24 protein-coding genes and 1 riboswitch are annotated in these 26,755 nt (G+C 74.4%); of the genes, 9 read left to right on the forward strand and 15 right to left on the reverse strand.

Annotated elements, in window-relative coordinates; translation table 11 throughout:
• Positions 1–7 precede the first annotated feature (7 nt).
• Positions 8–119, reverse strand: a riboswitch (SAM riboswitch).
• A 273-nt stretch (positions 120–392) separates the two neighbouring features.
• The 8 genes from cysG to ACYQ02_RS06975 all read left to right on the forward strand — a co-directional run bounded on the left by cysG (position 393) and on the right by ACYQ02_RS06975 (position 9,650).
• A complete protein-coding gene (gene cysG, locus ACYQ02_RS06940; protein ID WP_460039710.1) occupies positions 393–1,988 on the forward strand; it encodes a siroheme synthase CysG in 1,596 nt (531 codons plus the stop codon).
• 5 nt (positions 1,989–1,993) lie between these two features.
• Entirely contained in the window at positions 1,994–3,775 is a 1,782-nt protein-coding gene (locus ACYQ02_RS06945) for a nitrite/sulfite reductase (protein ID WP_460039711.1), read from the forward strand.
• A gap of 201 nt (positions 3,776–3,976) precedes the next feature.
• A complete protein-coding gene (locus tag ACYQ02_RS06950; protein WP_460039712.1) occupies positions 3,977–4,819 on the forward strand; it encodes a phosphoadenylyl-sulfate reductase in 843 nt (280 codons plus the stop codon).
• Between the two features lie 62 nt (positions 4,820–4,881).
• Positions 4,882–5,340, forward strand: a complete 459-nt coding sequence (locus ACYQ02_RS06955) for a hypothetical protein (RefSeq protein ID WP_460039713.1) — start codon at positions 4,882–4,884, stop codon at positions 5,338–5,340.
• Between the two features lie 37 nt (positions 5,341–5,377).
• Entirely contained in the window at positions 5,378–7,504 is a 2,127-nt protein-coding gene (gene cysC / locus ACYQ02_RS06960) for an adenylyl-sulfate kinase (RefSeq protein WP_460039714.1), read from the forward strand.
• An 87-nt stretch (positions 7,505–7,591) separates the two neighbouring features.
• Positions 7,592–8,251 (forward strand): bifunctional nicotinamidase/pyrazinamidase, encoded by a 660-nt coding sequence (gene pncA / locus ACYQ02_RS06965; RefSeq protein ID WP_460039715.1) that lies wholly within the window; start codon positions 7,592–7,594, stop codon positions 8,249–8,251.
• Positions 8,248–9,039, forward strand: a complete 792-nt coding sequence (locus tag ACYQ02_RS06970; RefSeq protein WP_460039716.1) for a response regulator transcription factor — start codon at positions 8,248–8,250, stop codon at positions 9,037–9,039. The genes pncA and ACYQ02_RS06970 overlap by 4 nt, the downstream gene beginning before the upstream one ends.
• Entirely contained in the window at positions 9,036–9,650 is a 615-nt protein-coding gene (locus ACYQ02_RS06975) for a redoxin domain-containing protein (RefSeq protein ID WP_460039717.1), read from the forward strand. The genes ACYQ02_RS06970 and ACYQ02_RS06975 overlap by 4 nt, the downstream gene beginning before the upstream one ends.
• Before the next feature lie 176 nt (positions 9,651–9,826).
• Here ACYQ02_RS06975 and ACYQ02_RS06980 read toward each other — a convergent pair whose 3' ends face one another.
• The 14 genes from ACYQ02_RS06980 to ACYQ02_RS07045 form a co-directional block, all read right to left on the reverse strand.
• Entirely contained in the window at positions 9,827–11,554 is a 1,728-nt protein-coding gene (locus ACYQ02_RS06980) for a glycerol-3-phosphate dehydrogenase/oxidase (RefSeq protein ID WP_460039718.1), read from the reverse strand.
• A 96-nt stretch (positions 11,555–11,650) separates the two neighbouring features.
• Positions 11,651–13,150 (reverse strand): glycerol kinase GlpK, encoded by a 1,500-nt coding sequence (glpK, locus tag ACYQ02_RS06985; protein ID WP_460039719.1) that lies wholly within the window; start codon positions 13,148–13,150, stop codon positions 11,651–11,653.
• A 224-nt stretch (positions 13,151–13,374) separates the two neighbouring features.
• On the reverse strand, positions 13,375–13,857 hold the full coding sequence (dhaM, locus tag ACYQ02_RS06990; protein ID WP_460039720.1) for a dihydroxyacetone kinase phosphoryl donor subunit DhaM: 483 nt from the start codon (positions 13,855–13,857) through the stop codon (positions 13,375–13,377).
• Positions 13,854–14,585 (reverse strand): dihydroxyacetone kinase subunit DhaL, encoded by a 732-nt coding sequence (gene dhaL, locus ACYQ02_RS06995; RefSeq protein WP_460039775.1) that lies wholly within the window; start codon positions 14,583–14,585, stop codon positions 13,854–13,856. Before dhaL ends, dhaM begins: the two co-directional genes overlap by 4 nt.
• Before the next feature lie 10 nt (positions 14,586–14,595).
• The gene (dhaK, locus tag ACYQ02_RS07000; protein WP_460039721.1) at positions 14,596–15,597 is read right to left on the reverse strand and encodes a dihydroxyacetone kinase subunit DhaK; all 1,002 of its coding nucleotides are present in this window, start codon (positions 15,595–15,597) and stop codon (positions 14,596–14,598) included.
• Between the two features lie 225 nt (positions 15,598–15,822).
• A complete protein-coding gene (locus tag ACYQ02_RS07005) occupies positions 15,823–16,536 on the reverse strand; it encodes an MIP/aquaporin family protein (protein ID WP_460039722.1) in 714 nt (237 codons plus the stop codon).
• Between the two features lie 628 nt (positions 16,537–17,164).
• Positions 17,165–17,767: a glycerol-3-phosphate responsive antiterminator gene (locus ACYQ02_RS07010; protein WP_460039723.1), complete on the reverse strand. Its 603-nt coding sequence runs from the start codon at positions 17,765–17,767 to the stop codon at positions 17,165–17,167.
• A 32-nt stretch (positions 17,768–17,799) separates the two neighbouring features.
• Positions 17,800–18,273, reverse strand: a complete 474-nt coding sequence (locus ACYQ02_RS07015; protein WP_460039724.1) for an arsenate reductase ArsC — start codon at positions 18,271–18,273, stop codon at positions 17,800–17,802.
• An 88-nt stretch (positions 18,274–18,361) separates the two neighbouring features.
• Positions 18,362–19,018, reverse strand: a complete 657-nt coding sequence (gene phoU, locus ACYQ02_RS07020; RefSeq protein ID WP_460039725.1) for a phosphate signaling complex protein PhoU — start codon at positions 19,016–19,018, stop codon at positions 18,362–18,364.
• Positions 19,019–19,142: 124 nt separating this feature from the next.
• Entirely contained in the window at positions 19,143–19,886 is a 744-nt protein-coding gene (gene pstB, locus ACYQ02_RS07025; RefSeq protein ID WP_460039776.1) for a phosphate ABC transporter ATP-binding protein PstB, read from the reverse strand.
• Between the two features lie 534 nt (positions 19,887–20,420).
• Positions 20,421–21,326, reverse strand: coding sequence for a phosphate ABC transporter permease PstA (gene pstA, locus ACYQ02_RS07030; RefSeq protein WP_460039726.1), 906 nt, complete (start codon positions 21,324–21,326; stop codon positions 20,421–20,423).
• The gene (gene pstC / locus ACYQ02_RS07035) at positions 21,326–22,252 is read right to left on the reverse strand and encodes a phosphate ABC transporter permease subunit PstC (RefSeq protein ID WP_460039727.1); all 927 of its coding nucleotides are present in this window, start codon (positions 22,250–22,252) and stop codon (positions 21,326–21,328) included. Before pstC ends, pstA begins: the two co-directional genes overlap by 1 nt.
• An 83-nt stretch (positions 22,253–22,335) precedes the next feature.
• Positions 22,336–23,388, reverse strand: a complete 1,053-nt coding sequence (locus tag ACYQ02_RS07040) for a PstS family phosphate ABC transporter substrate-binding protein (protein WP_460039728.1) — start codon at positions 23,386–23,388, stop codon at positions 22,336–22,338.
• A gap of 139 nt (positions 23,389–23,527) precedes the next feature.
• Positions 23,528–25,357, reverse strand: a complete 1,830-nt coding sequence (locus tag ACYQ02_RS07045) for an ATP-binding protein (RefSeq protein ID WP_460039729.1) — start codon at positions 25,355–25,357, stop codon at positions 23,528–23,530.
• A 539-nt stretch (positions 25,358–25,896) separates the two neighbouring features.
• Between ACYQ02_RS07045 and ACYQ02_RS07050 the strand changes: the two genes are divergently transcribed.
• Complete coding sequence (locus tag ACYQ02_RS07050) at positions 25,897–26,235, forward strand: cupredoxin domain-containing protein (RefSeq protein WP_460039730.1); 339 nt, start codon at positions 25,897–25,899, stop codon at positions 26,233–26,235.
• A gap of 131 nt (positions 26,236–26,366) precedes the next feature.
• Here ACYQ02_RS07050 and ACYQ02_RS07055 read toward each other — a convergent pair whose 3' ends face one another.
• On the reverse strand, positions 26,367–26,708 hold the full coding sequence (locus tag ACYQ02_RS07055) for a DUF190 domain-containing protein (RefSeq protein ID WP_460039731.1): 342 nt from the start codon (positions 26,706–26,708) through the stop codon (positions 26,367–26,369).
• Between the last annotated feature and the right edge of the window lie 47 nt (positions 26,709–26,755).

Below are 26,755 nucleotides of genomic sequence, written 5' to 3' on the forward strand. Positions count from 1 at the left end.
TCGCCTTTCCCTATCTCCCGGGAGCCGCCTCCCGCGGGAATTGGCACCGTGCCGCTGCCGTCCGGCGGCCGGTTGCCGTGGCGTCATCGGGCCCGTCCCTCGGCCACTCTCGATAGGGTGCTGCTGTCGGGCTGTATGGCGCCCGGGCGCCGGGTTGTGGGAGCCCCCACGGGATCCGGCCCGGGCGTTGGGAACTGCTATTCGGGACCCGGACGGGAACTCCTGCCGGGCCATGGCCGAATTTGCAGGACCTTGACACGAGCCGCCCGGCGCCCTTCAATGGAGACTAAGTTAATTAACTCACTCGTATTTTTAAGGAATAGAGCGCACCGGTCGCAGCCCATGGCCCCCCGGGATCGGGATGGAGAGCGACGCGGGCGGGAGGAACACCGATGCATACCGATGCGCTGGCTCCGGAACGGGATGGCATCACGCCCGGTTCCATTCCCTACTACCCCGTCATGCTCGACCTGCGGGACCGGCCGTGCGTCGTGCTGGGCGGAGGCGGCGAAGCGGAGGCCAAGGTGCGGGGGCTGCTGGCCGCCGGGGCTCGGGTGACGCTGATCGCCGCAGACGGCACCGAGGCCCTGGCCCGCTGGGCGGCCGAGGGCCGGATCCGCTGGATTCGGCGGGACTACCGGCCCGGCGACCTGGACGGCTTCATGCTGGTGATCGCGGCCACCGAGGATCCCAGCCTCAACCGGCAGATCCGCGACGAAGCCGACCGCCGTCACCTGTGGCTCAACGCCGTCGACGACCCGCCCCACTGCAGCTTCATCCTGCCCGCCGTCCACCGCCAGGGGGACCTGGTGGTGGCCATCGGCACGGGCGGCAAGAGCCCGGCGCTGGCCGCCCGGCTGCGGGACCGGCTGGCCCGGGAGCTGGGGCCCGAGTACGCCGCCTGGGTCGCCCTGCTGGGCTCGATGCGCCCGGCGGTGACCGCCCGCATCCCCGATCCAGAGCAGCGCCGGGCCCTCTGGTACCGCATGGTGGACTCTGAGGGGCTCGAGCGGATCCGCCACGGCGACGAGCCGGGGGCCCGGCGGCTCCTGGAAGACCTGCTGGACGCGGCGGCGGCGAACCACATCCAACCCGCCCCGCCGGCCGCGGCCCCGCCTGCGGCCCCGGCTGATCCGCCGCAGGCGCCGGCGAGCGGCCGGCCGCACCGGGACGGCCCCGGCACCGTCTACCTGGTGGGCGCCGGCCCCGGTGACCCCGAGCTCCTCACCCTGCGGGCCGCCCGGCTGCTGGCCGAGGCCGACTGCGTCCTCTACGACCGGCTGGTGTCGCCGGCCATCCTGGCCCGGGTGAGGCCCGGCGCCGAGCGCATCCCCGTCGGCAAGGCGCCCCGGCACGCGGGGTCGGGCGAGGCGGCGCCGCCCTGCAGCCAGGACGCCATCATCGAGCTGCTGGCCGACCGGGCCCGGCGCCACCGGGTGGTGGTGCGGCTCAAGGGCGGCGATCCCATGGTCTTTGGCCGGGGTGGGGAGGAACTGGCCGCCCTCCGCCGCCGCGGCATCCCCGTCCAGGTGGTGCCCGGCGTGACCTCGGCGGTGGCCGCCCCGGCCCTGGCGGGGATCCCCCTGACCCTGCGCGGGGTGGCGTCGTCCTTCACCGTGGCCAGCGGCCACTGCCAGGCCGGTTCGTCCCAGGATTGGGCGCGGCTCGCGGCGGCCGACACCCTGGTGGTGTTGATGGGCGTGGCGAACCGCCAGGCGACCGCCCAGGCCCTGATCGAGGCCGGGCGGCCGCCCGGCGAGCCCTGCGCCTTCGTGGAGTGGGCCGGCTGGCCCCAGCAGCGGGTGGTCCGGGCGACCCTGGGCGCCGTGGCCGCCGGCCAGGTCGCCGTGGAGGCGCCGGCGGTGTGGGTGATCGGTCCGGTGGCCGCCTGGGCGGACGAACCGGCACCGCCCGAGGACCCGCCCTGGGCCCCGCGGGACCAGCAACCGGCACCGCTGGGCTCCCCGGCCGAGATCGCCAGGAGGTGACCGCCATGAACGGTTCCAACCGGCCGTCCGACCCGACCCGTCCCGGTCATCCCGCCGGCCCCGTCCCGCCCGGCGGCCCGGCCCGTACCGAGCCCTCGCCGGACCCGGCATCGCCGGCGGCCGCCGCGGGCCACCGGCCGGGCAGGGCGCGGCGGGAGCGGCGGCCCCTGACCTGGGAGGAGGTCCGCCGGCGCAACTACGTCGAGCGGGTCAAGCACGAGAAGCTGCCCTTCGACCTGCTGGACGAGCTGCCGCGGCTCGCGGCCACCCACTACGAGGACGTGCCGGAGGACGACATCCTCCGCCTGCAGTGGTGGGGGCTCTACCACGACAAGCCCAAGGTCGGCACCTTCATGATGCGGGTCAAGATCCCGGGGGGCATCGTCACCCCGCAGCAGCTAAGGGTGATCGGCCAGATCTCCCAGCGCTTCGGCCGCAACAGCGGTGAGATCTCGACCCGCCAGAACATCCAGATCCACTGGATCGAGCTCAAGGACGTACCGGCCATCTTCGACCTCCTGCGGCAGCACGGGCTGACCACCGCGGGGGCGTGCGGCGACATCCTGCGTAACATCACCGGCTGCCCGGTGGCGGGGATCGACGCCGGCGAGCTCTTCGACACCCGGCCCTACGTGCGGGCGCTGGCGGACTTCTTCTACCACAACCGCGAGTACAGCGACCTGCCGCGCAAGCACAAGTGGACCCTGTCGGCCTGCCCCCACCAGTGCAACGCGCCGGAGATCCACGACGTGGGCCTGGTGGGCACCGTGGTCGACGGCCGGCCGGGCTTCGCCGTGCTGGTGGGGGGCGGCCTGTCCACCTACCCGCGGCTGGCCGACCCCCTGGGCGTGTTCGTCCCGGCCGAGGACCTGACCGCCTTCCTCCAGGCGCTGCTGGACGTATGGCGCTTCGACCTGACCTACCGGGCCAACCGGGCCAAGGCCCGCTTCAAGTTCATGGTGGAGGACCACGGCCCCGAGGCCATCCGCCGCCGCATCGAGGAGCGGCTGGGCCGCCCGCTGCCGTCGCTGGCCGAGGTACCCCGGCCCGCCGGTCGCACGGGACACCTGGGGATCCATCCCCAGAAGCAGGAGGGGCGGTACTACATCGGCTTCCCCGTCTTCCCGGGGCTCATCAGCGGTGAGCAGATGGTCGCCGTCGCCGACCTGGTCGAAGCCCACGGTGAAGACGTGCGGTTTACCCGGGAGCAGAACCTGATCATCACCGGGGTGGCGGCCGCCGACGTGGACCGGGTGGTGGCGGCCATGGCCGATCTGGGCTTTGCCCTGGACGTCAACCCGGTCCGGGGCCACAGCATCGCCTGCACCGGCAACCCCCACTGCAACTACGCCGTGGGTGACACCAAGCCCCAGCTGGTGCGGCTGGTGGAGCGGCTGGAAGCCCGCTTCGGCCGGGCGGTCGAGGACCTGCACATCCACCTGGACGGTTGCCCCCACGCCTGCGGCCAGCACTGGGTGGGCGACATCGGCATCCAGGGGACCACGGCCCGGGACGAACGGGGCGAGAAGATCCCGGCCTACGACATCCTGCTGCGGGGCGGGCTCGGCCCGGAGGCGGCCATCGGCCGGCCGGTGGCCCGCCGGGTGCCGGCCGGCGAGCTGGCCGGCTACGTGGAGCGGCTGGTCGGGTTCTACCTGACCCGGCGCCGCCCGGGCGAGTCGCCCCAGGCCTTCTTCCACCGCCATGGCGACGACGAGCTGCTGGCCGTGATGGAGGGGCGGCCGGGGGGAACCCCGCCCCAGGCCGCCGCCGGGGCCGGCGACTGAAGCGCTCTGCTGACGGAGGAGAGCCCTCGGCAAGGACGGGGGAAGCGCCCTTGCAAGGACGGGGGAAGCGCGCCGCAAGGACGGGGCAAGCGCGCTTGCAAGAACACGGGAAGCACGCCGCAAGGACGGGGGAAGCGCCCTCGCCCTGCAAGGACACGGGGGCGCTTGCACAGGGGCGCTTGACAAGAGGAGGTGGCCTGGTTGCAACCCGCAGGCATCACCCCGCCGACCCGCCGGGACGTGATGGACGACTACGAGGCCGGCCAGTGGGCCGTCCACTTCGAGGACAAGGAGCCGGAGGACCTCTTGGAGTGGGCCTTCGAGCGCTTCGGCAACCGGCGCCTGGCCCTGATCTCCAGCTTTCAGGCTGAGGCCAGCGTGCTGATCGACATGGCGTGGCGAATCGACCCCCAGGTCCGGGTCGTCACCGTGGACACCGGCCGGCTGCCCCAGGAGACCTACGAGCTGATCGACCGGGTGCGGGAGCACTACGGCATCGCCGTGGAGGTGGTGATGCCGGATCCCGTGCTGATCGGCCGGATGGTCCGCCGCCACGGGATCAACCTGTTCTACCGCGACGTGAACCTGCGCCTGCTCTGTTGCCACCTGCGCAAGGTGCTGCCCCTGCAGGGGGTGTTGGACGGGCTCGACGCCTGGGTGACGGGCCTGCGCCGCGCCCAGTGGGCGACCCGGGCCAACATCCGCAAGGTGGAGATCGACCACGATCACGGCGGCCTGGTCAAGCTGAACCCCCTGGCCGACTGGAGCGACGAGGACGTGTGGGATTACATCCGCCAGAACGACGTCCCCTACCACGCCCTCTACGACCGGGGCTACACCAGCATCGGCTGCGCCCCCTGCACCCGGCCGGTGGAACCGGGCGCCGACCCCCGCAGCGGCCGCTGGTGGTGGGAGAAGGACGCCCCCAAGGAGTGCGGCATGCACTGCCCCATCGAGACGGGCGGGTTCGAGCACGAGGTGGAGGCGATCCTGGGCCACGACCTGGACGGCCACCTGGAGGGCGAAGGGCCGGAGGGCTCCTGACCCGCCGGCCCCAAGGCCCCACCCCCGCCCCATCCCCGCCCAACGCCCAAGGAGGGATTCCCGTGCCGGTGCGCCTGCAGCCCGAGACCGCCGCCATCATCCAGGAGGAAGCGTCCGCCGTCGCCGCCCAGGCCCAAAGGGAGCCCGTTCGCCAGCACTACGGCCGCCTGGCGGAGGCGGCGGCGGAGGGGACCGTCCCCGACGACCTCTTGCCCGCCCTGGGCGAGCTTCTGCACCTGGTGCTGGCCAGCGGCCGCATCGCCGCCCGCTATGGCCCTCGGGAGGAACAGGCCCTGGGGGAGGTCTACCGGCGCACCCCGCCGGGCCGCCGGCTGGAAGAACAGCTGGCCCAGGTCAACGGGGCCTGCCAGGGCCTGGAGGGCCTGCCCCTGGAGGCCCTGCGGCTGACGGCGGCCGGCCCCGGCCGCTACCGCCTGGCCATCGAGGCCGGCGGCCGGCGGCTGGTCCTCGATCTGGGGCCCGGCGGGGCCGCCGTCCGCAGCCTGGAACTGGCCCTCTGAGGAACCGGCATCGATCGCCGAAAGGTGGTGTCCGACCTTGCCCCACCGCGGGGTCACCGTATGGTTTACCGGCCTTCCAGGGGCCGGAAAGTCGACGCTGGCCCGGGAGGTGGCGGCCCGCCTGCGGGCCCGGGGCCTCCCGGTGGAGGTGCTGGACGGCGACGTCCTGCGCCAGACCCTCTGCCGTGACCTGGGCTTCACCCCCGCCGACCGGGAACGTCAGGTGGAGCGGGCCGCCTGGGTGGCGGCCACCCTGACCCGCCACGGCGTGATCGTCCTGGTGGCCGTCATCGCCCCCTATCGCCACAGCCGCGAACAGGCTCGCCGCACCATCGGCGACTACCTGGAGGTGTTCCTGCAGGCGCCGCTGGAGGTCCTGGTGGAGCGGGACCCCAAGGGCCTCTACCGCAAGGCCCTGGCCGGTGAAATCCGCGATTTCACCGGGATCGACGCCCCCTACGAGGAGCCCGCGGCCCCCGACCTGACCTGCGACACCGCCCGGGAGACCGTGGCCGAGAGCGCCCGCCGGGTCCTCGCCCTGCTGGAAGAACGCGGCTACATCCCGGCGGCCGGGGCGGCCGGGTCCGCGTTCGCCGGCGGGGCCGCCGCCCATGGCGCGGGGGCCGCCGGCGCGAAGGCCGCCGTCGCCGGCGCGGGCGAGCCCGGCCGGCCCGCCCGGGAGGGTGCCGGTTCGTCCGGGAACGGCCGCCCCCTGGGGGTTGCCCTGCGGTCCCGAGCGGCGGCCGGAGCCGCCGCTCCCGCCGTCCCTGCCGGGGCGCCCTCCGTCCCTGCCGGGGCTTCCACCGTCCCTGCCGGGGCTTCCGCCGCCCGGGCCGCTGCGCCGCCCGGGGCGCCCGCCGTCCCGGGGCCCGTTCCACCCCACGGCGGCACCCTGGTCTGGCGCGTCTTAGAGGGCGCCGCCCGGCAAGAGGCACAGGCCCGCGCCGCCAGCCTGCGCCAGCTGCCCCTGGACGAGCTGGCGGCGGCCGACCTGGAGCTCCTGGCCACCGGCGCCTTCAGCCCCCTGACGGGCTTCATGGATCGCCGGGACTACGAGGCCGTCGTCGAGGGCATGCGGCTGGCCAGCGGGGTGGTCTGGCCCCTGCCCGTCACCCTGGCGCTGCGCCGGGAGGAGGCCGCCGGCCTGCGGGACGGGGAGGAGGTCGCCCTGGTGGACGCCGGGGGCCGGCCCGTCGCCCTGCTGGAGGTGCGGGACGTCTTCCCCTACGACAAGGAGCGGGAGGCCCGGGCGGTGTTTGGCACCACGGAAGAGGCCCACCCGGGGGTGGCCCGGCTGTACCGCCGGGGTGAGGTGCTGGTGGGCGGTCCCGTCTGGTTCATCGGCCGGCCGGACCGCCCGCTGCCCCAGGGCCCCGGTGCGGGCGAGCTGCCGCTCCCGCTCCTGGGGGCGGAGGAACCGGCCCGCGGCGACGGGACGGCCACCGGCGGGGGCCGGGCGGGAACCGGCGCCGGCCCTAGGGAGGCCGGTGGGCAGGGCGACGTCTTCGCCCCCTATCGCCTGACCCCCTGGCAGACCCGGCGGGAGATCGACCGCCGCGGCTGGCGGACGGTGGTGGGATTCCAGACCCGGAACCCCGTCCACCGCGCCCACGAGTACCTGCAGAAGGTGGCCATGGAGATCGTCGACGGGCTGCTGCTCCACCCCCTGGTCGGGCCGACCAAGCGGGACGACGTGCCGGCCCCGGTGCGGCTGCGCTGCTACCTGGAGCTGCTGCGCCACTACTACCCGCTGGAGCGGGTCCTCTTCGCCGTCTTCCCGGCGGCCATGCGCTACGCGGGGCCCCGGGAGGCGCTCTTCCACGCCCTCTGCCGCAAGAACTACGGCTGCACCCACTTCATCGTGGGCCGGGATCACGCCGGCGTGGGCAACTACTACGGCACCTACGACGCCCAGCGGCTGTTCGACCGCTTCGCGCCGGAAGAACTGGGCATCACGCCGCTGAAGTTCGAGCACGCCTTCTACTGCCGGCGGTGCGGCGGCATGGCCACCACCCGGACCTGCCCCCACGGGGACGCCGAGCGGGTGATCCTCAGCGGCACCCGGGTGCGGGCCATGCTGGCGGCCGGGGAGCTGCCGCCCCCCGAGTACTCGCGGCCGGAGGTGGCCCGGATCCTGGCCGGGATGGAGCCGATATATAATTGAAGCGAATGGTGCCGCTGAGGCGAAGGGCGCCGCGTCCCGCGCCGCGACGGCGCCGGACGGCAGCCGGGCACGAGGGGGGCAGGCCGCATGGAGCGCCAGGACCACCAGGACGTCCACCCGTCCCACCCGCCGGACCCTGCCGCGGCGGCGGCCGATCCCACGGCCGCCCTGGTGGTGGTCGACGTCCAGAACGACTTCTGCCCGGGCGGGGCCCTGGCGGTGCCCGCGGGGGACCAGGTGGTGGCGCCGCTGAACCGGTGGATCGCCGCCTTCCGCGCCGCCGGCCGGACCGTGGTCTACACCCAGGACTGGCACCCCCAGGACCACGTCAGCTTCCGGGCCCGGGGTGGCCCGTGGCCGGTCCACTGCGTCCAGGGCACCCCCGGCGCCGCCTTCCACCCCGCCCTGCGGGTCGAGGGCACCGTCTTCCGCAAGGGCTTCGACCCCGACCGGGAGGCCTATAGCGGCTTCGACGGCGCCCTGGCCGAAGGGGAGCGGGACGTGCGCCCGGAGGTGACCCTGGCCGATTGGCTGCGGGAGCGGGGCGTCCGGCACCTCTACGTGGGAGGGCTGGCCACCGACTACTGCGTCCGCGCCACCGTCCTGGACGGCCTGCGGGAGGGCTTTCAGGTCACCGTGCTGGTGCCCGCGGTGCGGGCGGTGGACGTCACCCCGGGCGACGGGCAGCGGGCCCTGGCGGAGATGGAGGCCCGGGGCGCGGTGCTGGCGGGCGGGGAGGCCCCATGAGCCGGTTCGTCCGGGATGAACCGGCCACCTCCAGGACCCCACCGGGCCGGGACGCCGGCCCGGTCCCGGCCGCCGCGGAGCCCCGGGGCGACAGCCCGCCTCCCCAGGGGCCGGTGGTGCTGGTGGTCGACGACGAGGAGTCCCTGCTGGAGCTGGTGGCCTACAACCTGCGGCGCAACGGCCTGGAGCCCGTCCTGGCCCGGGACGGGACCGAAGCCTTGCGCCGCCTGGAGGAGCGGCGCCCCCAGGCGATCATCCTGGACGTGATGCTGCCCGACACCGACGGCTTCACCCTGTGCCGCCACCTGCGGGAGCGGGGCGTCCAGACGCCCATCCTCATGCTGACGGCCAGAGACAGCGAGATCGACAAGGTGCTGGGGCTCGAGCTGGGGGCCGACGACTACGTCACCAAGCCCTTCAGCCCCCGGGAGCTGGTGGCCCGCATCAAGGCGCTGCTCCGCCGCACCGAGGGCCGGCGCCAGCAGGTGGGGCCCTTCCTGATCGACTTTGCCGGCCATGAGGTGTACCGGGACGGCCGGCGGGTCCAGCTGACGCCGACGGAGTTCAAGCTCCTGGCCACCCTGGCCGCCGAGCCGGGCCGGGCCTTCTCCCGGCAGGAGCTCCTCGACCGGGTCTGGGGCGAGGAGTCCTTCGGCGACCCGCGCACCGTCGACGTCCACGTGCGCCACCTGCGGGAGAAGCTGGAGCGGAACCCCAGCCAGCCGGAGTGGATCCTGACCGTGCGGGGCCACGGCTACAAGCTGAACGCCCCGGGGGTGGGCCTGTGACGGCGCCCGGCGCCGGCCGTTCGCCGGCGGGTGGAACCCGCCCCGAGGTCCCGGCGGGTGGAGCCCACCCCGAGGTCCCGGCGGAACCCGGCCTCTGGCAGCGCGGCCGCGAGGCCTGGCTGCGGTTCCGCATGCCCCGGCCGGGCCAGCCGGCGCCCGACTTCGCGCTGCCGCTGGCCGGCACCGGCGACCGGCGGCTGCGCCTGGCCGACCTGCGGGGACGGCCCGCGGTCTTGCTCTTCTTCCCCTTCGCCTTCAGCCCGGGGTGCTGCAACGAGATCGAGGCGTTCACCGCCCGGTATGCCGACTTCGCCCGGCGCGGGGCCGAGGTGGTGGGCATCAGCACCGACAGCCCCTTCACCCTCGAGGCCTGGGGCGAGCGGTACCAGGTCCCCTTCCCCCTCGCCAGCGATTACAACCGGCGGGTGATCCGGCGTTACGGCGTCGCCATCGCCCGCTGGGGCCTGGGCGAGTTCGCCGACCGGGTCGTGTTCGTCCTGGACCCCGGCGGCATCGTGCGCTGGACCTGGCGGGCACCCGATCTGGGCTACCTGCCCGATCCCGCCGAGGTCCTGGCCCACCTGCCCGACCCGGCCAAGGCCGCCCTCTGAAGACAGGCGGACCGCGTCCTCGCTCCCGGAAGGGCTCCCGGAAGGACGATGGCGCGGTCCGCGCTCCCTGACTCAAGATGGCGAGGGGTTCCCGGCGACCGTTCCCCGATCGCGCCGCGCCGGCCCGCCGCCCGGCGCCCGATACTCGCCTGACGGACCCAGTGGATGGGCCCGGGTCAAAAGCCCTGGCGCCAGGCGTGCATGGCCTCCACCTGGGCGAGGTACGCGGCCACCTCCGCGTCCCGGCGGGCGTCGTCCCAGCCCAGGATCTCCCCCATGGCCGCCGCGGCGTCGGCGGCCACGCCCCGCCCGTTGTCGGTGCTCCACAGGGCCTCCGGCACCCGGCGCCAGAGGGCGTCGGCCAGGGTCTGGGCCATCTCCTCCGCGGCGGCATAGCGGGCGGCCGCCCGCACCCGGGCCGCCCGGGGGCCGGCCTGCAGGTCCTCCGGCCGCAGGTAGCCCAGCACCCGGTCCAGCTCGTCGCCGAAGTGCCGGGCAAGCCACTGCAGCTCCTCTACGGGCAGCCCGGTCCGGCCGGCCTTCTCCCGCAGCTCGCCCTCCGTGGGCACCCGCGCCCCGCCGGGCAAGGGCTCTTCGTCCACCGGCGCCCCCCGGGTCTCCGGGAAGACCTTGTCGACGATGTTCCGCGCCATGGCCTTGTAGGCGGTGAGCTTGCCGCCGGCCACCGTGACCAGGCCCGACGGGCTGGTGTAGAGCTGGTAATCGCGGGAGATGGCGCTGGGATCCCGGGCGTCGCCCGGGTCGATCAGCGGCCGCAGGCCCGCCCAGGCGCTGATCACATCGTCGGGGCCGAGGCCGGTGCCGGGGAAGTTGCGCCCCAGGGCGTCCAGCACGTACCGCACATCGTCGGCTTCGGGGCGCGGCCGGGCCGGGTCGTCCCGGTAGACCGTGTCGGTGGTGCCGGCGTAGGCGAAGGCGCCCCGCGGCACGGCGAACATGATCCGCCCATCGGGCCCGCGCATGGTCACCGCGTGGCGGATCGGCAGCCGCTCACGGGTGAAGGCGATGTGGATCCCCTTGGTCAACCGCAGCAGGCGCGGCGAGGCCGGGTCGTCCAGCTGGCGGACCCGGTCGGCCCAGGGGCCCGTGGCGTTCAGGATCTTCCGGGCCCGGACGACGAACTCGTCGCCGCCCGCCAGGGCCTGCCCGGCTGCCCCGCCCGCCGCGGCGGTGCCGGGCGCTGCCGGGTTCGTCCCCTCGTCGGCCGCCCCGGGGGCCGCGCTGGCTGCCGGAGGCGCACCGCCCGCCAGCCGGTCCCGCACCCGCACGCCCACCACCCGGCCTTGGCCGTCCTTGATGAAGCCGGTGACCTCGGCGTAGTTGGCCACCACCGCCCCGGCCGCCACCGCCTGCCGGGCCACCGTCGCCGTCAGCCGGGCGTCGTCGGTGACGGCGTCCACGTACATGCCCGCGCCGACCAGGCCCTCCTGGCGCAGCAGGGGTTCCTCCTCCCGGACCCGCTGGGGGCTCAGGATCCGGTGGCGCAGGGTGCCCAGGCTGCGCCCGGCGTAGCGGTCGTAGAGCCAGAGGCCGATGCGCAGCTGCCACAGGGGGTCGGGATCCCCCCGGTAGACGGGGAAGACGAACCACTCGGCCCGCACCAGGTGGGGTGCCAGGCGCAAGAGGCGCATGCGCTCCACCACGGCCTCGTGGACCAGGCGGAAGTCCCGCTCCTTCAGGTACCGGAGACCGCCATGGATCAGCTTGGTCGAGCGGCTGCTGGTGCCGGCGGCGAAGTCCCGGGCCTCCACCACCGCCACCCGCAGCCCCCGGTGGGCCGCCTCCCGCGCCACCCCGCTGCCCGTGATGCCGCCCCCGATGATCAGCAGGTCGAAGGTCTCCTGTTGCAGTCGCGCCAGGGCCTGCTGGCGATCCACTGCCACCGCCTCCCCACCCTTGGGGTCACCGCCGGCGAGCCGGCGTAGGGTTCCGGGGGCCGGCGGGGCGGCCCCCACGGGACCGCCCCGCCTCCGCCCTGCTCACTGGGCCGGTTCTTCCCAGCCCCGGGCCCGCTCCACAGCCCGCTTCCAACCGGCGTAGAGCCGCTCCCGCTCGTCCTCGGGCATGGCGGGCTCGAAGCGCCGGTCCCGCTGCCAGAACTGCTCGATCTCCTCCCGGTTCCGCCAGAAGCCCACGGCCAGGCCGGCCAGGTAGGCGGCGCCCAGGGCCGTGGTCTCGTTGACCACCGGCCGGTCCACCGGCACCCCCAGCAGGTCGGCCTGGAACTGCATGAGGAAGTTGTTGACCACGGCGCCGCCGTCGACCCGCAGGGCGCTCAACGTCAGGCCCGAGTCGGCCTCCATGGCGCCCAGCACGTCGCGGGTCTGGTAGGCGATGGCCTCCAGGGCCGCCCGGGCCAGGTGGGCCCGGCTGGTGCCGCGGGTGATGCCGACGATGGTGCCGCGGGCGTAGGGGTCCCAGTAGGGCGCCCCCAGGCCGGCGAAGGCGGGCACCAGGTAGACGCCGCCGGTGTCGTCCACCGACCGCGCCAGGGGCTCGGTGTCGGCGGCCTTCTCGATGATCTTCAGCTCGTCCCGCAGCCACTGGACCACGGCGCCGGCGATGAAGATGGAGCCCTCCAGGGCGTACTCCACCTTGCCGTCCACGCCCCAGGCCACGGTGGTGATGAGCCCGTGCTCCGAGCGGGCGGGCTTCTCGCCCGTGTTCATCAGGACGAAGGCGCCGGTGCCGTAGGTGTTCTTCGCCATGCCGGGACGGAAGCAGGCCTGGCCGAAGAGGGCCGCCTGCTGGTCGCCGGCGATGCCGGCGATGGGGATTGCGCCGCCCAGTACCGCCGGGTCCGTCTCGCCGTAGACCTGGCTGGACGGCCGCGCCGCCGGCAGCATGGCCCGGGGGATGTTGAGCTCCTGCAGCAACTCGTCATCCCAGTCCAGGGCGTGGATGTTGAAGATCAGGGTGCGGGAGGCGTTGGAGTAGTCGGTGACGTGGACCCGGCCGCCCGTCAGCTTCCAGACCAGCCAGGTGTCCACGGTGCCGAACAGCACCTCGCCCCGCTCGGCCCGCTGGCGCACCCCCGGCACGTTGTCCAGGATCCAGGCGATCTTCGTGCCGGAGAAGTAGGGGTCCAGCACCAGGCCGGTCTTCTCCCGGAACAGCGCCTCCCGGCCGCGCCGCTTGAGGTCGGTGCACAGGTCGGCGGTGCGCCGGTCCTGCCAGACGATGGCGTTGTGCACCGGCTGGCCGGTCGCCTTGTCCCAGACCACCGTGGTCTCCCGCTGGTTCGTCACGCCGATGGCGGCCACGTCGTCCGGCGAGGCGCCGGCCTCCTTGAGCACCGCCTTGGCCACGGCGATCTGCGAGTCCCAGATGTCCAGAGGGTCGTGCTCGACCCAACCCGGCCGGGGGTAGATCTGCCGGAACTCCTGCTGCTTGACCGCCACCACGCTGCCCTGGCGGTCGAACAGGATGGCCCGCGAGCTGGTCGTGCCCTGGTCCAGGGCCAACACGTACCGCGCCATGCCTTGATCCCTCCTCGGGCTTCTCCGCCCCGTCGGGGTCGTGCCCCCTTCGATCGCGCCCCGGTTGAGCAAACCGGGCTGCCGGCCGGGCTTGCCGGTCGCCGTTGCCGGTCGCGTTGCCGCTTCCGCGTGCCGCTCGCGCCCGAGAGCCGCAGCGGCTGCGGCCGGCCGTTCCGTGGCCGGGGCCGCGGCCCGGCCGGCCCTTTCCTGGTCGCGCCGCCCCCTCAGCGGGCGCCCGGGTCACCGCCGGGCGCCGGCGCCGGTTCGTCCGGTGGATCCGGCACCTTCCGCATGCCCCGGGCCTCTTCCGCTCGCTCCCGGACTTCCTCCGCCCCCACGCCGACGGAGGCCGCCACGGCGGCGATCACCGCGCCCTCCGCCAGGGGGGCGTCGGCCAGGACGACCCGCCGGCGCCGGTCCTCGGGCAGCAGGTCCAGGGCCGTGGCGGTGTTGAGATAGGCGCTTCCCAGGTCGAACAGGACCACCGCCTCCCGGGCCCGCTCCAGGGCCTCCTCCAGGGCCGCCAGGATGGCCGTGGCGTCGGTCCCCAGGCTTCCGTCCTCCAGCCCGGCGGCGGTGAGGATCGGCACCCCGGGGCCCGCCATCTGGGCCGCCAGCTCCCGCACGCCCTCCGCCAGGGTCCGGCTGTGGGAGACCAGGACCAGGGCGGTGGCGGCCGGGGACGGGGCCGGGCCGGGCCCCGTCATCGGGCCGGGCCTCCCAGGGTCTCGGCAGCCGCTTCCATCATCAGGGTGGCGCTGAGGGAGCCGGGGTCCCGGTGCCCCTTGGAGCGCTCCCCCAGGTAACTGGCCCGGCCCTTGGTGGCCATCAGGGGGATGGTGGCGTCGGAACCCGCCCGGGCGGCCCGGGCCGCTTCGGCCAGGGCTTCGCGCAGGGCGGCTCCCCGGCCCAGGGCCGCCTCCAGGGTTTCCACCGCCGGGGCCAGGGCGTCCACCATCGTCTTCTCCCCCCGGGCCGCCTTGCCCCGTTCCTGGATGCCGGCCAGGGCGGCCTGGAAGAGGGCCAGCACGTCGCCGGGTGCCAGCGCCGCCTTGCCCGCCACGGCGCCCGCCGCCCGCAGGAAGGCCGTGCCGTAAAGGGGCCCCGAGGCGCCGCCCACCTTGGAGATCAGGGCCATGGCGGCGGCCTTGAGCAGGTCCGCCGGCACGGCGCCCTCGCCGGGCAGCCGCTCCAGGGCGGCCTGCAGGCCCCGGTCCATGTTGGTGCCGTGGTCAGCGTCGCCGATGGCCGCATCCAGGGCCGTCAGCTCGTCCTTGTGGGCGGCCACCTTTTCGGCAAACCGCTGGATGAAGGCCCGGATCGCCTCACCGTCCACCGGCGTCCCGGCCCCGTCACCCCCGGGACCGGGGCCGGCGGCGGCGCCGCCCGGGGCGGGGGTCCCGCCCGCCGGCGCCGCCGGTTCGTCCCCCATCATCGCCGTCACCTCACACGCCCCACCGCAGGGCCGGCGTGTGGACGGGTGCATCCCAGAGGCGCAACAGCTCGTCGTCGGCCCGCAGCAGGGTGATGGAGCAGCCCTGCATCTCCAGGCTGGTGATGTAGTTGCCGACCAGGTTGCGGGCGATGGCGACGCCCCGCTCCTGAAGGATCTGGGCCAGGCGGCGGTAGACGATGTACAGCTCCATCAGGGGCGTCCCGCCCATGCCGTTGACCATGGCGATGACCTGCTCGCCCTGGCGCAAGCCCAGGTCCTCGATGACGGGACCGGCCAGCATGGCCGTGATCTCGTCGGCGGGGCGCAGCTTCATCCGCTCCCGGCCGGGCTCGCCGTGGATGCCGATGCCGATCTCCATCTCGTCCTCGCCCAGCTCGAAGGTGGGCGAGCCCTTGGCCGGTACCGTGCAGGAGGTCAGGGCCATGCCCATGGAGCGCACGTTGTCGCTGACCTTGCGAGCGATGCGCTCCACCTCGTCCAGGGAGGCGCCCGCCTCCGCCGCGGCGCCCGCGATCTTCTCGACGAACACGGTCCCGCCCACGCCGCGCCGGCCCGCGGTGTAGAGGGAGTTCTCCACCGCCACGTCGTCAGCCACCAGGACCGAGCGCACGGCGATGCCCTCGGCCTGGAGGAGCTCGGCCGCCAGCTCGAAGTTCATCACGTCGCCGGTGTAGTTCTTGACGATGAACAGCACGCCGGCCCCGCCGTGGACGGCCTTGGCCGCCTCGACCATCTGGTCGGGCACGGGGCTGGTGAACACCTCGCCGGGGCAGGCGGCGTCCAGCATGCCGCGGCCCACGTACCCGCCGTGCAGGGGCTCGTGGCCGGAGCCGCCGCCGGAGATCAGGGCCACCTTGCCCTGGACCGGCGCATCGGCCCGGGCGACGAACCGCGGCTCGGCGTGGACCCGCACCAGGTCCGGATGGGCCAGGCCCAGGCCCTCCGTCGCCTCGTCGACCACGGCCTCCACCCGGTTGATCAGCTTCTTCACGGGGCGTCCTCCTTCCCGGGGCGCTGCGCGCGCCCCCTCACCGGGCAACCGCCGGCGCGGCCGCCCGACTCCACGAGCCGCCCGGCCCTCCCCGAAGCCGGACCCAGCCTGGGCGATCCCGCCCGGCCTGGGCGGTCCCATCGGTCCCATTCCGCGGGCCGGCCCCGGGCCGGCCGCCGGCCCCAGGGGTGCCAGGGGCCGGCGGCCCGATCCCAACCCCCGGGATCAGCCGAACAGGCCCTTGAACAACAAGGCGCCCAGGATGCCGCCGATCACGGGCCCGACCACCGGGATCCAGGCGTAGCCCCAGTCGGAGCTGCCCTTCCCCGGGATGGGCAGGACGGCATGGGCGATGCGCGGCCCCAGGTCGCGGGCCGGGTTGATGGCGTACCCCGTGGGTCCACCCAGCGACAGGCCGATGGCCCAGACCAGGAAGCCGACCAGAAGCGGGTTCAGGCCGCCCGCCAGGTTGTTGGCCGGATGGCCGATGCCCAGGATGCCCAGCACCAGCGCCGCCGTGCCGATGATCTCCGTCACCAGGTTGGCGCCGGGGCTGCGCACCGCCGGTCCCGTGGAGAAGACGGCCAGCTTCAGCTCCGGGTCGTCGGTGATGCCCCAGTGGGGCAGGTAGGTCAGGTAGACCAGCACGGCTCCCAGGAAGGCGCCGATCATCTGGGCGATGATGTAGGACGGCACCTGGGCCCAGTCGAACTGGCCGATGGCCGCCAGGCCGATGGTCACCGCCGGGTTGATGTGGGCGCCGCTGACATGGCCCACCACGTAGACCGCCACGGTCACCGCCAGGGCCCAGCCGGTGGTGATCACGATCCAGCCGGAGTTCTGGCCCTTGGAGCGGTTGAGCAGCACGTTGGCCACGACACCGTCGCCCAGGAGGATCAGGATCGCGGTGCCGAGGACTTCACCGAGAAAGGGACTCACGGATCAACCCCCCTGAATGTTGTGGGCGGTCGCTCCCCGTCTTATCCCTGCTCCCGGCCGGACGAACCGGCCCGGCGGCGGGCGGCACCCCCGATCCCGGGCGCGGGGCGGTCCCGGCGAAGACGCCCGCCGTCCCGCCCTCCCGCCGTCCCGCCCTCCGGGTGCGGCCGCTTGGCAAAGGTCCGGAAGGACCCCTGGCCGCCACCCCGGCTGGCGGTCCTTGCCCGCCGGCCCTGGCCGCCGGACGTCTCCGGCCGGGCGGCGCGCCCCGCCGCCTGGTGCGGGGCTGCGCCCTCCCCCTCCCCCCTTTCCCGCCGGCGCGGCGGCCCGAGGTCGCCGGGGGACCCGGGCCACCGCCCCGGCCCGAGGCCACCCCGTCCCCCTCACCTCGCCCCGCCCGCAGGCGGCTTGAGCCCGGGAGCCTGCGTCGCCAAAACAGGAAAGCCCTGCGCGAAGCGTGGTGCGCCTCGCGCAGGGCCTTTCTCCCGATCTCCGGCCCGTGCTTGCGGGTGCCGCGCCTTGTGGCAGCGGATTTTGCACGATGAATCCGGTGCTGCAAGAAGGGTTTCGCGATGGAGGGCCCGTCTCCTGCAGGCGACGGCGAAAGGTCACCGCCCGGCCCGGCCCCTCACCGGGCGGCCGGACCGCCGGCTTCCGCGCCCCAGAGGGCGGGATTGCTGGTCGAGACGGCGGTGGCGCCGGCGGCCAGGACCCGCTTCACGTCGGGCCGGGTGCGGACCAGGCCTCCGGCCACCAGCGGGCCGCCGTGGACCGTGCGGATCTCGGCGAAGACCCAGGCGGGCAGCGAGGCCGGCAGCACCTCCACGGCCCCGGGCTGGGTCCTCCGGATCACCTGGACCGCCGTGGCCACGGCGGCGCTGTCCAGGGCGAAGATGCGCAGGATGGTCTCCAGCCCGGCCTCCAGGCTGTAGCGGGCCACGGTGCTGCGGGTGGTGATGATGCCGTCGGGCCGGGCGTAGCGGGCCAGGAACTCCACCCCGCTGCGATCGCCGGCCAGCCCCTCCACCAGGTCGTAGTGGACGAACACGGCCTTGCCGGCCCGGCGGCACCGCTCCAGCACGGCCGGGAGTCCGAGCAGGGTGGCGTGCAGGAGGAACACGGCCCCCGCCGGGCTGGCCAGGGCGGCCTCCAGGTCGTCCTCCCGGCGCACGGCGGGCAACACAGGGTAGCGATTCAGGGCCTGGCGAGGCCCCGGGCGCATACCGGCCATGGCGACCTCCCCTTCCGGGGAAGGGTTCGCCCTCAGCCTTCCCGGACCTGCTCGGCCCATTGCTCAAGGCGCCGGGCCAGTTCGTCCCGCACCTGGCGGAAGGCGGCCAGGCGGGTGGCCTCATCGCCCTCCACCCGGGCCGGGTCGGGGAGGTCCCAGTGCAGGTGGAGGGTCCCGGGAGGCGGCACCGGGCAACGCTCCCGGGCATCGCCGCAGAGGGTGATCACCCAGCGGGCGCGCCCCAGCACCTCGGGGTCGATGGTTTTGGAGCGCTGGCTGCGAAGGTCGATGCCGAGCTCGTCCATGACGCGGACGGCCAGGGGGTGGACGCCCTTCGGCTCGAGCCCGGCGCTGTGCACCTCCCAGCCCGGCCCGAGGATCCGGCGCGCCAGCCCCTCCGCCATCTGGCTGCGGACCGAGTTGCCCGTGCAGAGGAAGAGGACGACCCGGCCCGCGGGGGTCGGGGGCGGCGAGCTCACCGCCCGTGGTTCCACCGACGACGACATGGGACTCCACCACCCCTCCGTCGCAGCCTGGCACCGCCGCATGCGGACGAGACGGAACCGCACCGGCCCGGCGACCCATGGGGCGCGCTCAGTCGTTCAGCTCCTGGCGGACGCCCGTCACCAGGTAGATCACCCACTCCGCCAGGTTGGTGGCGTGGTCGCCGATGCGCTCCAGGGCGGAGGCGACCATCAGCAGCTGGGTGGCCTGGTCCACCGTCCCCGGCTTCTCCCGCATGATCATGAGGAGCTCGCGGAAGATCTGGTTGAACAGGTGGTCCAGGTCGTCGTCCCGGGCGACCATGGCCCGGGCCAGCTCCACGTCGCCCTCGACGAAGGCCTTCAGGCCGTCCCGCACCATCTTCTCGGCGATCTCGGCCATGCGCGGGATGTCGACCAGGGGCTTGATCAGGGGCGCCCCGCCCAGGCGCAGGGTGACCTTGGCGATGTCGTGGGCGTGGTCGGCCATGCGCTCCAGGTCGGTGATCACCTTCAGGGTCATGCCGATCTGGCGCAGGTCGCCGGCCATGGGCTGCTGGAGGGCGATCAGGTTGAGGCACCGCCGCTCGATGTCCAGCTCCATGCGGTCGGCCTCGTCCTCCAGCTCCAGGACCCGGCGGGCCTTGGCCTCATCCCGTTCCTTGAGGGAGTCGACCGCCAGGCGGATGGCCTCCTCCACCTGGGTGCCCATGCGCAGCAGGTCCTGGCGCAGGGCGTCCAGCTCCGCGTGATACGAGATCCTTGCCATCCTTCGCTCCTCCTCTCGGGTGGCGCGGCCGGTTCAACCCGCACCGCCCGCCTCCCGCGGCCGCCCGCCGGCCGGCTCCTCCGTCCCGGGGGCCGCTCCGCCGCTCCCCAGCCCCGGCGGCCACTTAGCCGAAGCGGCCCGTGATGTAGTCCTCGGTGCGCCGGTCCCGCGGCCGGGTGAACAGCTCGGAGGTGGGACCGTACTCGATCAGCTCGCCGCTCAGGAAGAAGGCGGTCCGATCGGCGACCCGCGCCGCCTGCTGCATGTTGTGCGTGACGATCACGATGGTGTACTGCTTCTTCAATTCCGTCACCAGGTCCTCGATGCGGGCCGTGGCGGCCGGGTCCAGGGCCGAGGTGGGCTCGTCCATGAGGAGCACCTCGGGCTGCACGGCCAGGGCCCGGGCGATGCACAGGCGCTGCTGCTGGCCGCCGGAGAGGCTATAGGCCGAGCGGCGCAGGTCGTCCTTCACCTCGTCCCACAGGGCCGCCTGGCGCAGGCTGTTCTCGACGATCTCGTCCAGCCGCCGCCGGTCCCGGATGCCGTGGATCCGGGGCCCATAGGCCACGTTGTCGTAGATGCTCTTGGGGAACGGGTTGGGCTGCTGGAAAACCATGCCCACCCGGGCCCGCAGCTCCTCGACCTCCAGGACCCCGCTGTAGATGTCCACGTCCCGCAGCCAGACCTTGCCCTCGATCCGGACGCCCTGGATCATGTCGTTCATCCGGTTCAGGGTGCGCAGGAAGGTGGACTTGCCGCACCCCGACGGGCCGATCAAGGCGGTGATCGACCGGGCGGGGATGGCCAGGGTGATGTCCTTGAGGGCGTGGAAACCGCCGTAGTAGAGGTTGAGGTGTTCCACCCGCATGGCCGCCTCGGGCTCGCCGCCCGGCCCGGCGCCCTCGCCGGCCGCCTGCCGCCCCGGTCCCCCGGTCGCCCCCTCCCGCTCCCGCACGGCCACCGCCACCCGGCCCGCGCCGCGCCGCATCCCATCACCCTCCCGGTCCGCCCTGGCCGCCGCCCGGCGCCCGTCCGCCTGGGCCGTCGCCGCCCGCTCCTGCCCCGGCGTCCCGCCCGGCCCCGCTGGGTTCGTCCCGTTGGCACCGGCCGGGGTCCCGGCAGCCCCAGGCCCGCCCGGCGCCCCGGCCGGCATCACGCCGGGGGTGATCAGGGTCGCCCCGGCCGTCGCCTGGCGCCCTTGTTCATCCCGGATCTCGTCCCGGATTTGATCCATCGTCCCCAAGCCTCCCTCGGCACCCCGGACCGCCACGTCGCCGGCGGCCGCGGGGCCGTTCCGCCTCGTCCAGGCCTGCATCCCGGCCTGCGTCGCGTCAGGGGATCCCGCCTTCCCCGGAGTCCGTCCATCCCCGGCGGTCCTGCCCCGGCGCCGGGGCCGGGCCCGTCACCACCGCTGCTGGTAGCGGTTGCGCAGGTAGATCGCCAGCCCGTTCATCACCAGCAGCACGGCCAGCAGGACGATGATCCCCGCCGCCGCCAGCTCCTTGAAGGCGTCCTGGGGCAGCATGATCCAGCTGTAGATCTGGATCGGGAGCACCGTGTAGGGATCCAGCAGCCCCGCCGGCACGAAGCGGACGAAAGTGACGGCCCCCACCACGATCAGCGGCGCCGTCTCGCCGATGGCCCGCGAGAGGGCGAGGATCGTGCCCGTCAGGATCCCCGGCAGTGCCGCCGGCAGCACCACGCGCCAGGTGGTCTGCCAGCGGGTCGCCCCCAGGGCGTAGGAGGCATGGCGCAGCGACGGCGGCACCGCCCGCAGCGCCTCCTGGGTGGCCACGATGACCACCGGCAGCACCAGCAGGGCCATCGTCAGCGCGCCGGCCAGGACCACCGTCCCCAGCCCCAGCCCGCGGACGAACAGGGCCAGCCCCAGGATGCCGTAGATGATGGAGGGCACGCCGGCCAGGTTGTCGATGTTGATCTTGATCAGCCGCGCCCAGACGCTGTTGCCGCCGTACTCCTCCAGGTAGACGGCCGTGCCCACGCCCAGGACCAGCAGCACCGGCGCGGCCACCCCCACCACCCACAGGCTGCCGACCAGGGCCGGGAAGATGCCCGCCCGCTCGGGCAGCCGCGAGTTGAAGCGGGTCAGGAACTGCCCGTCTAGGTGGCGCCAGCCGTCGGCCACCACGTCCGCCAGCAAGACCACCAGCACCGCCAGGCCCGTCAGGGTCGCCAAAAGGCACAGGCTCCGGAAGAACCGGTCGACCCGGCGGCGCCGGCGCAGGTGGGCCGCCGCCGGCACGCCCACGGCCCGGGCGGCCGCCCCGGCCTCCAACACCCGCGCCATCACTGGTACGCCTCCCGAAACCGGCCCCGGATGTACAGGGCCAGCAGGTTCATCCCCAGGGTGAAGAGGAACAGGGTCATGCCGACGGCGAAGAGGCTGGTGTACTCCAGGCCGCCGTGGCCCACGTCGCCCAGGGCCGCCTGGACGATGTAGCCGGTCATGGTCTGCACGCTCTCCAAGGGGTTCCACGTCAGCCGCGGCGTCGAGCCCGCCGCCACGGCGACGATCATCGTCTCGCCGATGGCCCGGGAGAAGGCCAGGACCACCGAGGAGATCACGCCCGACAGGGCCGCCGGCAGGACCACCTGGGAGGCCACCTCCCACCGGGTCGCCCCTAGGGCGTAGGCGCCGTCCCGCAGGCGGCGCGGCACGGCGGCCATGGCGTCCTCGCTCAGGGACGAGATCAGCGGCGTGACCATGATGCCCACGGCGATCCCGGCGCTCAGGGCGTTGAAGACGCTGATGTCCGGGAACAGCCGCTTGAGCACCACCTGGGTGATGAAGGTCAGGGCGAAGTAGCCGTAGACGATGGTCGGGATCCCCGCCAGCAGCTCCAGCACCGGCTTGAGGATCCGCCGGGCCCGGTCGCTGGCGTACTCCGAGAGGTAGATCGCGCTGCCCAGCCCCAGCGGGATGGCGATCAGCAGGGCGATGGCGGTGATCATCATCGTCCCCGCCAGCAGGGGCAGGATGCCGAAGTGCTTGTCGGCAAAGAGGGGCGTCCACTGGCGCCCGGTCAAGAACTCCACCGGGCTCACCGCGCGGAAGAACACGGCCGTCTCGCCCGCCAGGGTGAGCACGATGCCCACGGTGGTGACCACCGACACCAGGCTGAGCAGCAGCAGCACCCGGGGCATCCAGCGGTCCAGGGTGCGGCCCGCGGCGCCACCCGCCCAGCGTTCCCGTCCCGGTGCAGGACCTGCCATCCCCTTCCCTCCTCCAGGGCCGCGAACCTCCGGCGCGGCGGCTTCATGCGCCGCCGTCGCGCCGGGGCCGTCCATCGGGGCCGTCAATCCAGGGCGGCCAGCTTGTCCCGCTGCTGCTGCAGGCGCTCCTCCGGCAGCGGGATGTAGCCCACGGCCGGCGCCATCTCCCCGGCGATCTCCATGTAGAAGTCGACGAAGGCCTTGACCTCCGGCCGGGTCCGGTACGCCTCGTTGTTGACGTAGATGAAGATCGGCCGGGAGAGGGGCGCGTAGCTGCCGTCGGCGATGGTCTTCTCGCTGGGCAGGACCGGGCCGTGGCCGCCGTCGATGGGCACGGCCTTGAGCTGGTCGCGGTTCTCGGCGTAGTAGGCGAAGCCGAAATATCCCAGGGCGTACTTGTCGTTGGCCACGCCCGTCACCAGCTGGTTGTCGTCCTCGCTGGCGGTGTAGTCGGTGCGGCTGGCCCCCTCCTCACCCACGATGGCGCCGGTGAAGTAGTCGAAGGTCCCCGAGTCGGGGCCCGGCCCGTAGAGCCGGATGGGCTCGTCCGGCCAGGAGGGCCGCACGTCCTTCCAGGTCTTCACCCGGCTGCCGGGCTCCCAGATCTTCTTGAGCTCTTCCACCGTCAGGTGGTCGACCCAATCGTTCCGGGGATGGACGACCACGGCGATGCCGTCCAGGGCCACCTGCAGCTCGGTGTACTCGATGCCGTTCTCGGCCGCCTGGGCCTGTTCGTCCGGCTCGATGGGGCGGGAGGCGTTGCTGATGTCGGTCTCGCCCCGGGTGAACTTCTGGAAGCCGCCGCCGGTGCCCGAGACCCCCACGGTGATGTTGACGCCCGGATGCTCGATCATGAACTCCTCGGCCACGGCCTGGGTGATGGGGTAGACGGTGCTCGACCCGTCGATGCGGATGGTGCCGCTCAGGCCCGTGGGATCCTGGGCGCCGCGGCCGCAGCCGGCCAGCAGCAGCACCGCGCCCGCCGCCAGGGCGACGAACCCCGTCCGGGCGGCGCGCACCATCCCGGTCCGCCGGCCCCGGCGGGCCCCTGCGTCCCCCTGGCCTGCGCGGACGGAGCCCGCCGCAGCACGGCCTTCTGCCGGTTGCATCCCCTGCACCTGCCGGTCCCGTTGCAAGGGCGACCCTCCCGTGGTTGCGAGTTCCCGGGCGGGGATCCGGTACGTTCCCGCCGGGTTCACGTATAGGGTAGTCCACGGGGCGGGCCGGGCGGGTTATGGTCCGGTGGGACTTCCGCAAAGATTCTGTGAAGGTGTCTTAATCTGTCGAAGGGGCGCCCGTGGCCGGGGCGGCCGGCGACGCCCCGCGGGGGTCCAGGGGAAGCCGGAAGCGGACGGTGGTGCCCCGGCCCACCGCGCTCTCCGCCTCCACCGTACCCCCGTGGGCCTCCACCACGTGCTTGACGATGGCCAGGCCGAGTCCCGTCCCGCCGGCCGACCGGCTGCGGCCCCGGTCGACGCGGTAGAAGCGCTCGAAGATCCGCGGCAGCGCCTCCGGCGGGATGCCGTGGCCGGTATCCCGCACCTCCCCGACAGCCCAGCCGCCAGTCCCGGAGGAACCCGCCTGGCGGTCGACCGCCACCGTCACGGTGCCGCCCTCGGGCGTGTGCTGGCGCGCGTTCTCCAGCAGGTTCGTCCAGACCTGTTCCAGGCGCTGGGCGTCGGCCCACACCGGCACCGGTTCGGGAGGCAGCTCCAGGACCAGGTCCAGGCCGGCCGCCTGCAGCCGGGGCCGCCACCGCTGGGCGACGGAGCGGGCGCTCTCCCGCAGGTCCAGGGACTCGCAGCGCAGGCCCGGTTCAGCCGACTCCAGCCGAGCCAGATCGAGCAGGTCCTGGACGAGCCGGCCCATCCGCTCGGCCTCCCGGTGGATCACCCGGGCGAAGTGCTCGGCGGCCGCCGGGTCGTCCTGAAGGGCCCCGCCCAGCAGCGTCTCGGCGAAGCCCTGGATCGCCGCCACGGGTGTGCGCAGCTCGTGGGAGACGTTGGCGACGAAGTCCCGCCGCACCTGTTCGAGCCGCCGGATGTCGGTGACGTCGTGGAGCACCACGACGACGCCCTGGTGTTCCGCCCGGGGCCGGCTGGTGGCCGCCCCGGCGACCGGTGAGGGCCCTCCCGCCGGAGCCGTCCCCCTGGCCCCCGGCATCCCTCCGGCAGGGGGTTTGTCGCCGGCCGGCGGCGGGTCGCCGGTCAGCGGCCTTGCGGTGGGTCCGCCGGCGGCCGGGGCATGGCCGCCGCGGGCCTCCCGCCCGGTTCCGCCGCCGGGAATCGGCCCGCCGCCGGGACCCGGCCCACCGGCGCCCCACGCCCCGGTGGTGGCGGGCGACGCCGCTCCGGCCGCCGCCCCCGCGCCAGGCGCTCCCCCTGCGGGGCCCGCCCCGGTCGCCGGCCGCCCCGCGCCGGCAGCCGGCTGCCCCGCACCCGCAGCTGCCGCGGGCACGGGAACCACGGTCACCCGCAGATGGCGGGGCGAGGCGCCGGGATCCGCCGGCAGGACGACCTCATCCTCCACCGTCTCGCCCGTGCGCAGGCCGGCTTCGATGGCCTGCACCAGGGGGTAGAAGCGGGTGACGCTGACGTAGTCCCGTCCCTCGGCCCGGGGCGGCAGGTCCAGCATGCGCCGGGCCGCGGGATTGGCCAGCCGCACCCGCCCGTCCCGGCCGACGAAGAGCACGCCGCTGGTCATGGCGGCCAGGACCGTGGCCAGGCGCTCCCGCTCGGCTTCCAGCTCCTCCACGCTGGTCCTGAGCCGCGCGGCCATCTCGTTGAAAGCGCGGGCCAGGGTCACCAGCTCGTCGGGCCCGTCCACCTGCACCCGGCGCCGGAAGTCGCCCGCCGCCAGCTGGCGCGCTCCGGCCACCAGCTCCCGCACCGGGCGGGTCACCCGCTCGGCCGTGGCCCAGCCGAGCCCGGCGCCGATGAGGGCCGCCACCAGCAACCCCAGCACCAGCGTCGGCACGAAGGCGCGGGAGAAGAGCTGGGGCAGCTCCCCCAGCAGCAGGGCCGTGACGGTCCCCACCACCGCGACCCCCACGGGGAACAACACCGCCAGACGCCAGGCCAGAAACCGCCGCAAGCCGCCTGCCATGCTGCCGCCTCCTCGCCGCCCCACCGGCGCCGGCCCGCCCCACGGAACCGGCGCCGCCGGCCTGACCCGGTCTGCCGCCGCGGCCGCCCGCGTAGACCTGGGATGAACCGTAGACCTGGGATGAACCGGTCGTCGCCGCCCCGGCCCCGCAGCCGCGGGCGGCGGGGCCGGAGGTGCCGGGAGGGAGCGCCGTGCCGCCCGCCGTCGCCGTGCCCAAGCCGGGTCCTTGCCGCCGGCCCGCCGGCCGGCAGCCGCGTCGGAACGCCGCGCCGCGGGGCGCCCGTCCTCACCCCATCGCCCCCGGGCCGTCCGAGGCTACCTGCCGGGGGGTTCGACCCGCCCGGCCCGGCCTCCTGGGCCGGCGCCCGGATCAGGGGGCCCATCCCGCCAATCCGTCACGGCCCCCCGGTGCCGGGGCGTCGAATCCGAGGCACCCGAGGGCCCTGGCCCCGGCGACCCGGACCCCCGCGGGTGCCGGCCGGTCGCCGGGCCGCCGGCCGGGTTCCTCCCGCCGCCCCGTCCTGGTCGTCGCCGGCCTCGTGCTGGCCCTGCTGCTGAGCGGTTGCGGCGCCCGGCCCTGGGGACCCCGGACCCTCACCCTGACCCTGACCCCCGACTTCACCATCGAGCCCCGGGAGGTGGTGGTGCGCCCCGGGGAGACGGTGCGGCTGGTAGTGGTCAACACCGACCCCCGCCTGCCCCATCAGGTGCGCTCCGCCGGCAAGCTGGGCCCGGACCTGGAGGTCCCGCCGGGCCAGCGCCAGGTGGTGGAGTGGACCGCACCGGCCGAGCCCGGCGCCTTCCCCATCTGGTGCGGGATGCCGGGCCACCGCAAGAACGGGATGGTGGCGCGGGTGGTGATCCGACCCGGCCGCTAGGGCCAACCCGGAGCGGGGTGCGCCGGGGCAGCCGCGCCCGGGGCCCGCACTCGTGCCGCCGGGTTCCCACGGGCCGTCCCGCCGGCGCAGGGTCCGCCGCCCGGCGGCCGGGGTTGCCGCCCGGGTCCCGCTCACCGGTGCCGGTTCTTCCGGTAGGCGACGATCTCCACGTCCTCCAGGACCACCAGTCCCTCCTGCACCGCCTCGTCGAGAAAGGCGAGGAGGGGCTGAAGCCGGTCCACGTGGTCGATGACCTCCACGATCACCGGCAGGTCGGCGGAAAGCTCCAGGATCCGGGCCGCGTGGACGCGGCTGTTGGCGCCGAAGCCCTCGATGCCGCGGTACACGGTGGCCCCGGCCAGCCCCAGCTCCCGCGCCTTGAGGACGATGGCGTGGTAGAGGGGCTGTCCCTGCCACCGGTCCGTCTCGCCGATGTAGACCGTCAGGCGCCGGGCCGGCGCTTCGATGCGCATCGCCGGTTCCCCCCTCCCGGGGGCCGCGCCGGGGTTTCCCCCGCCGG

Source organism: Thermaerobacter litoralis, assembly GCF_054654595.1.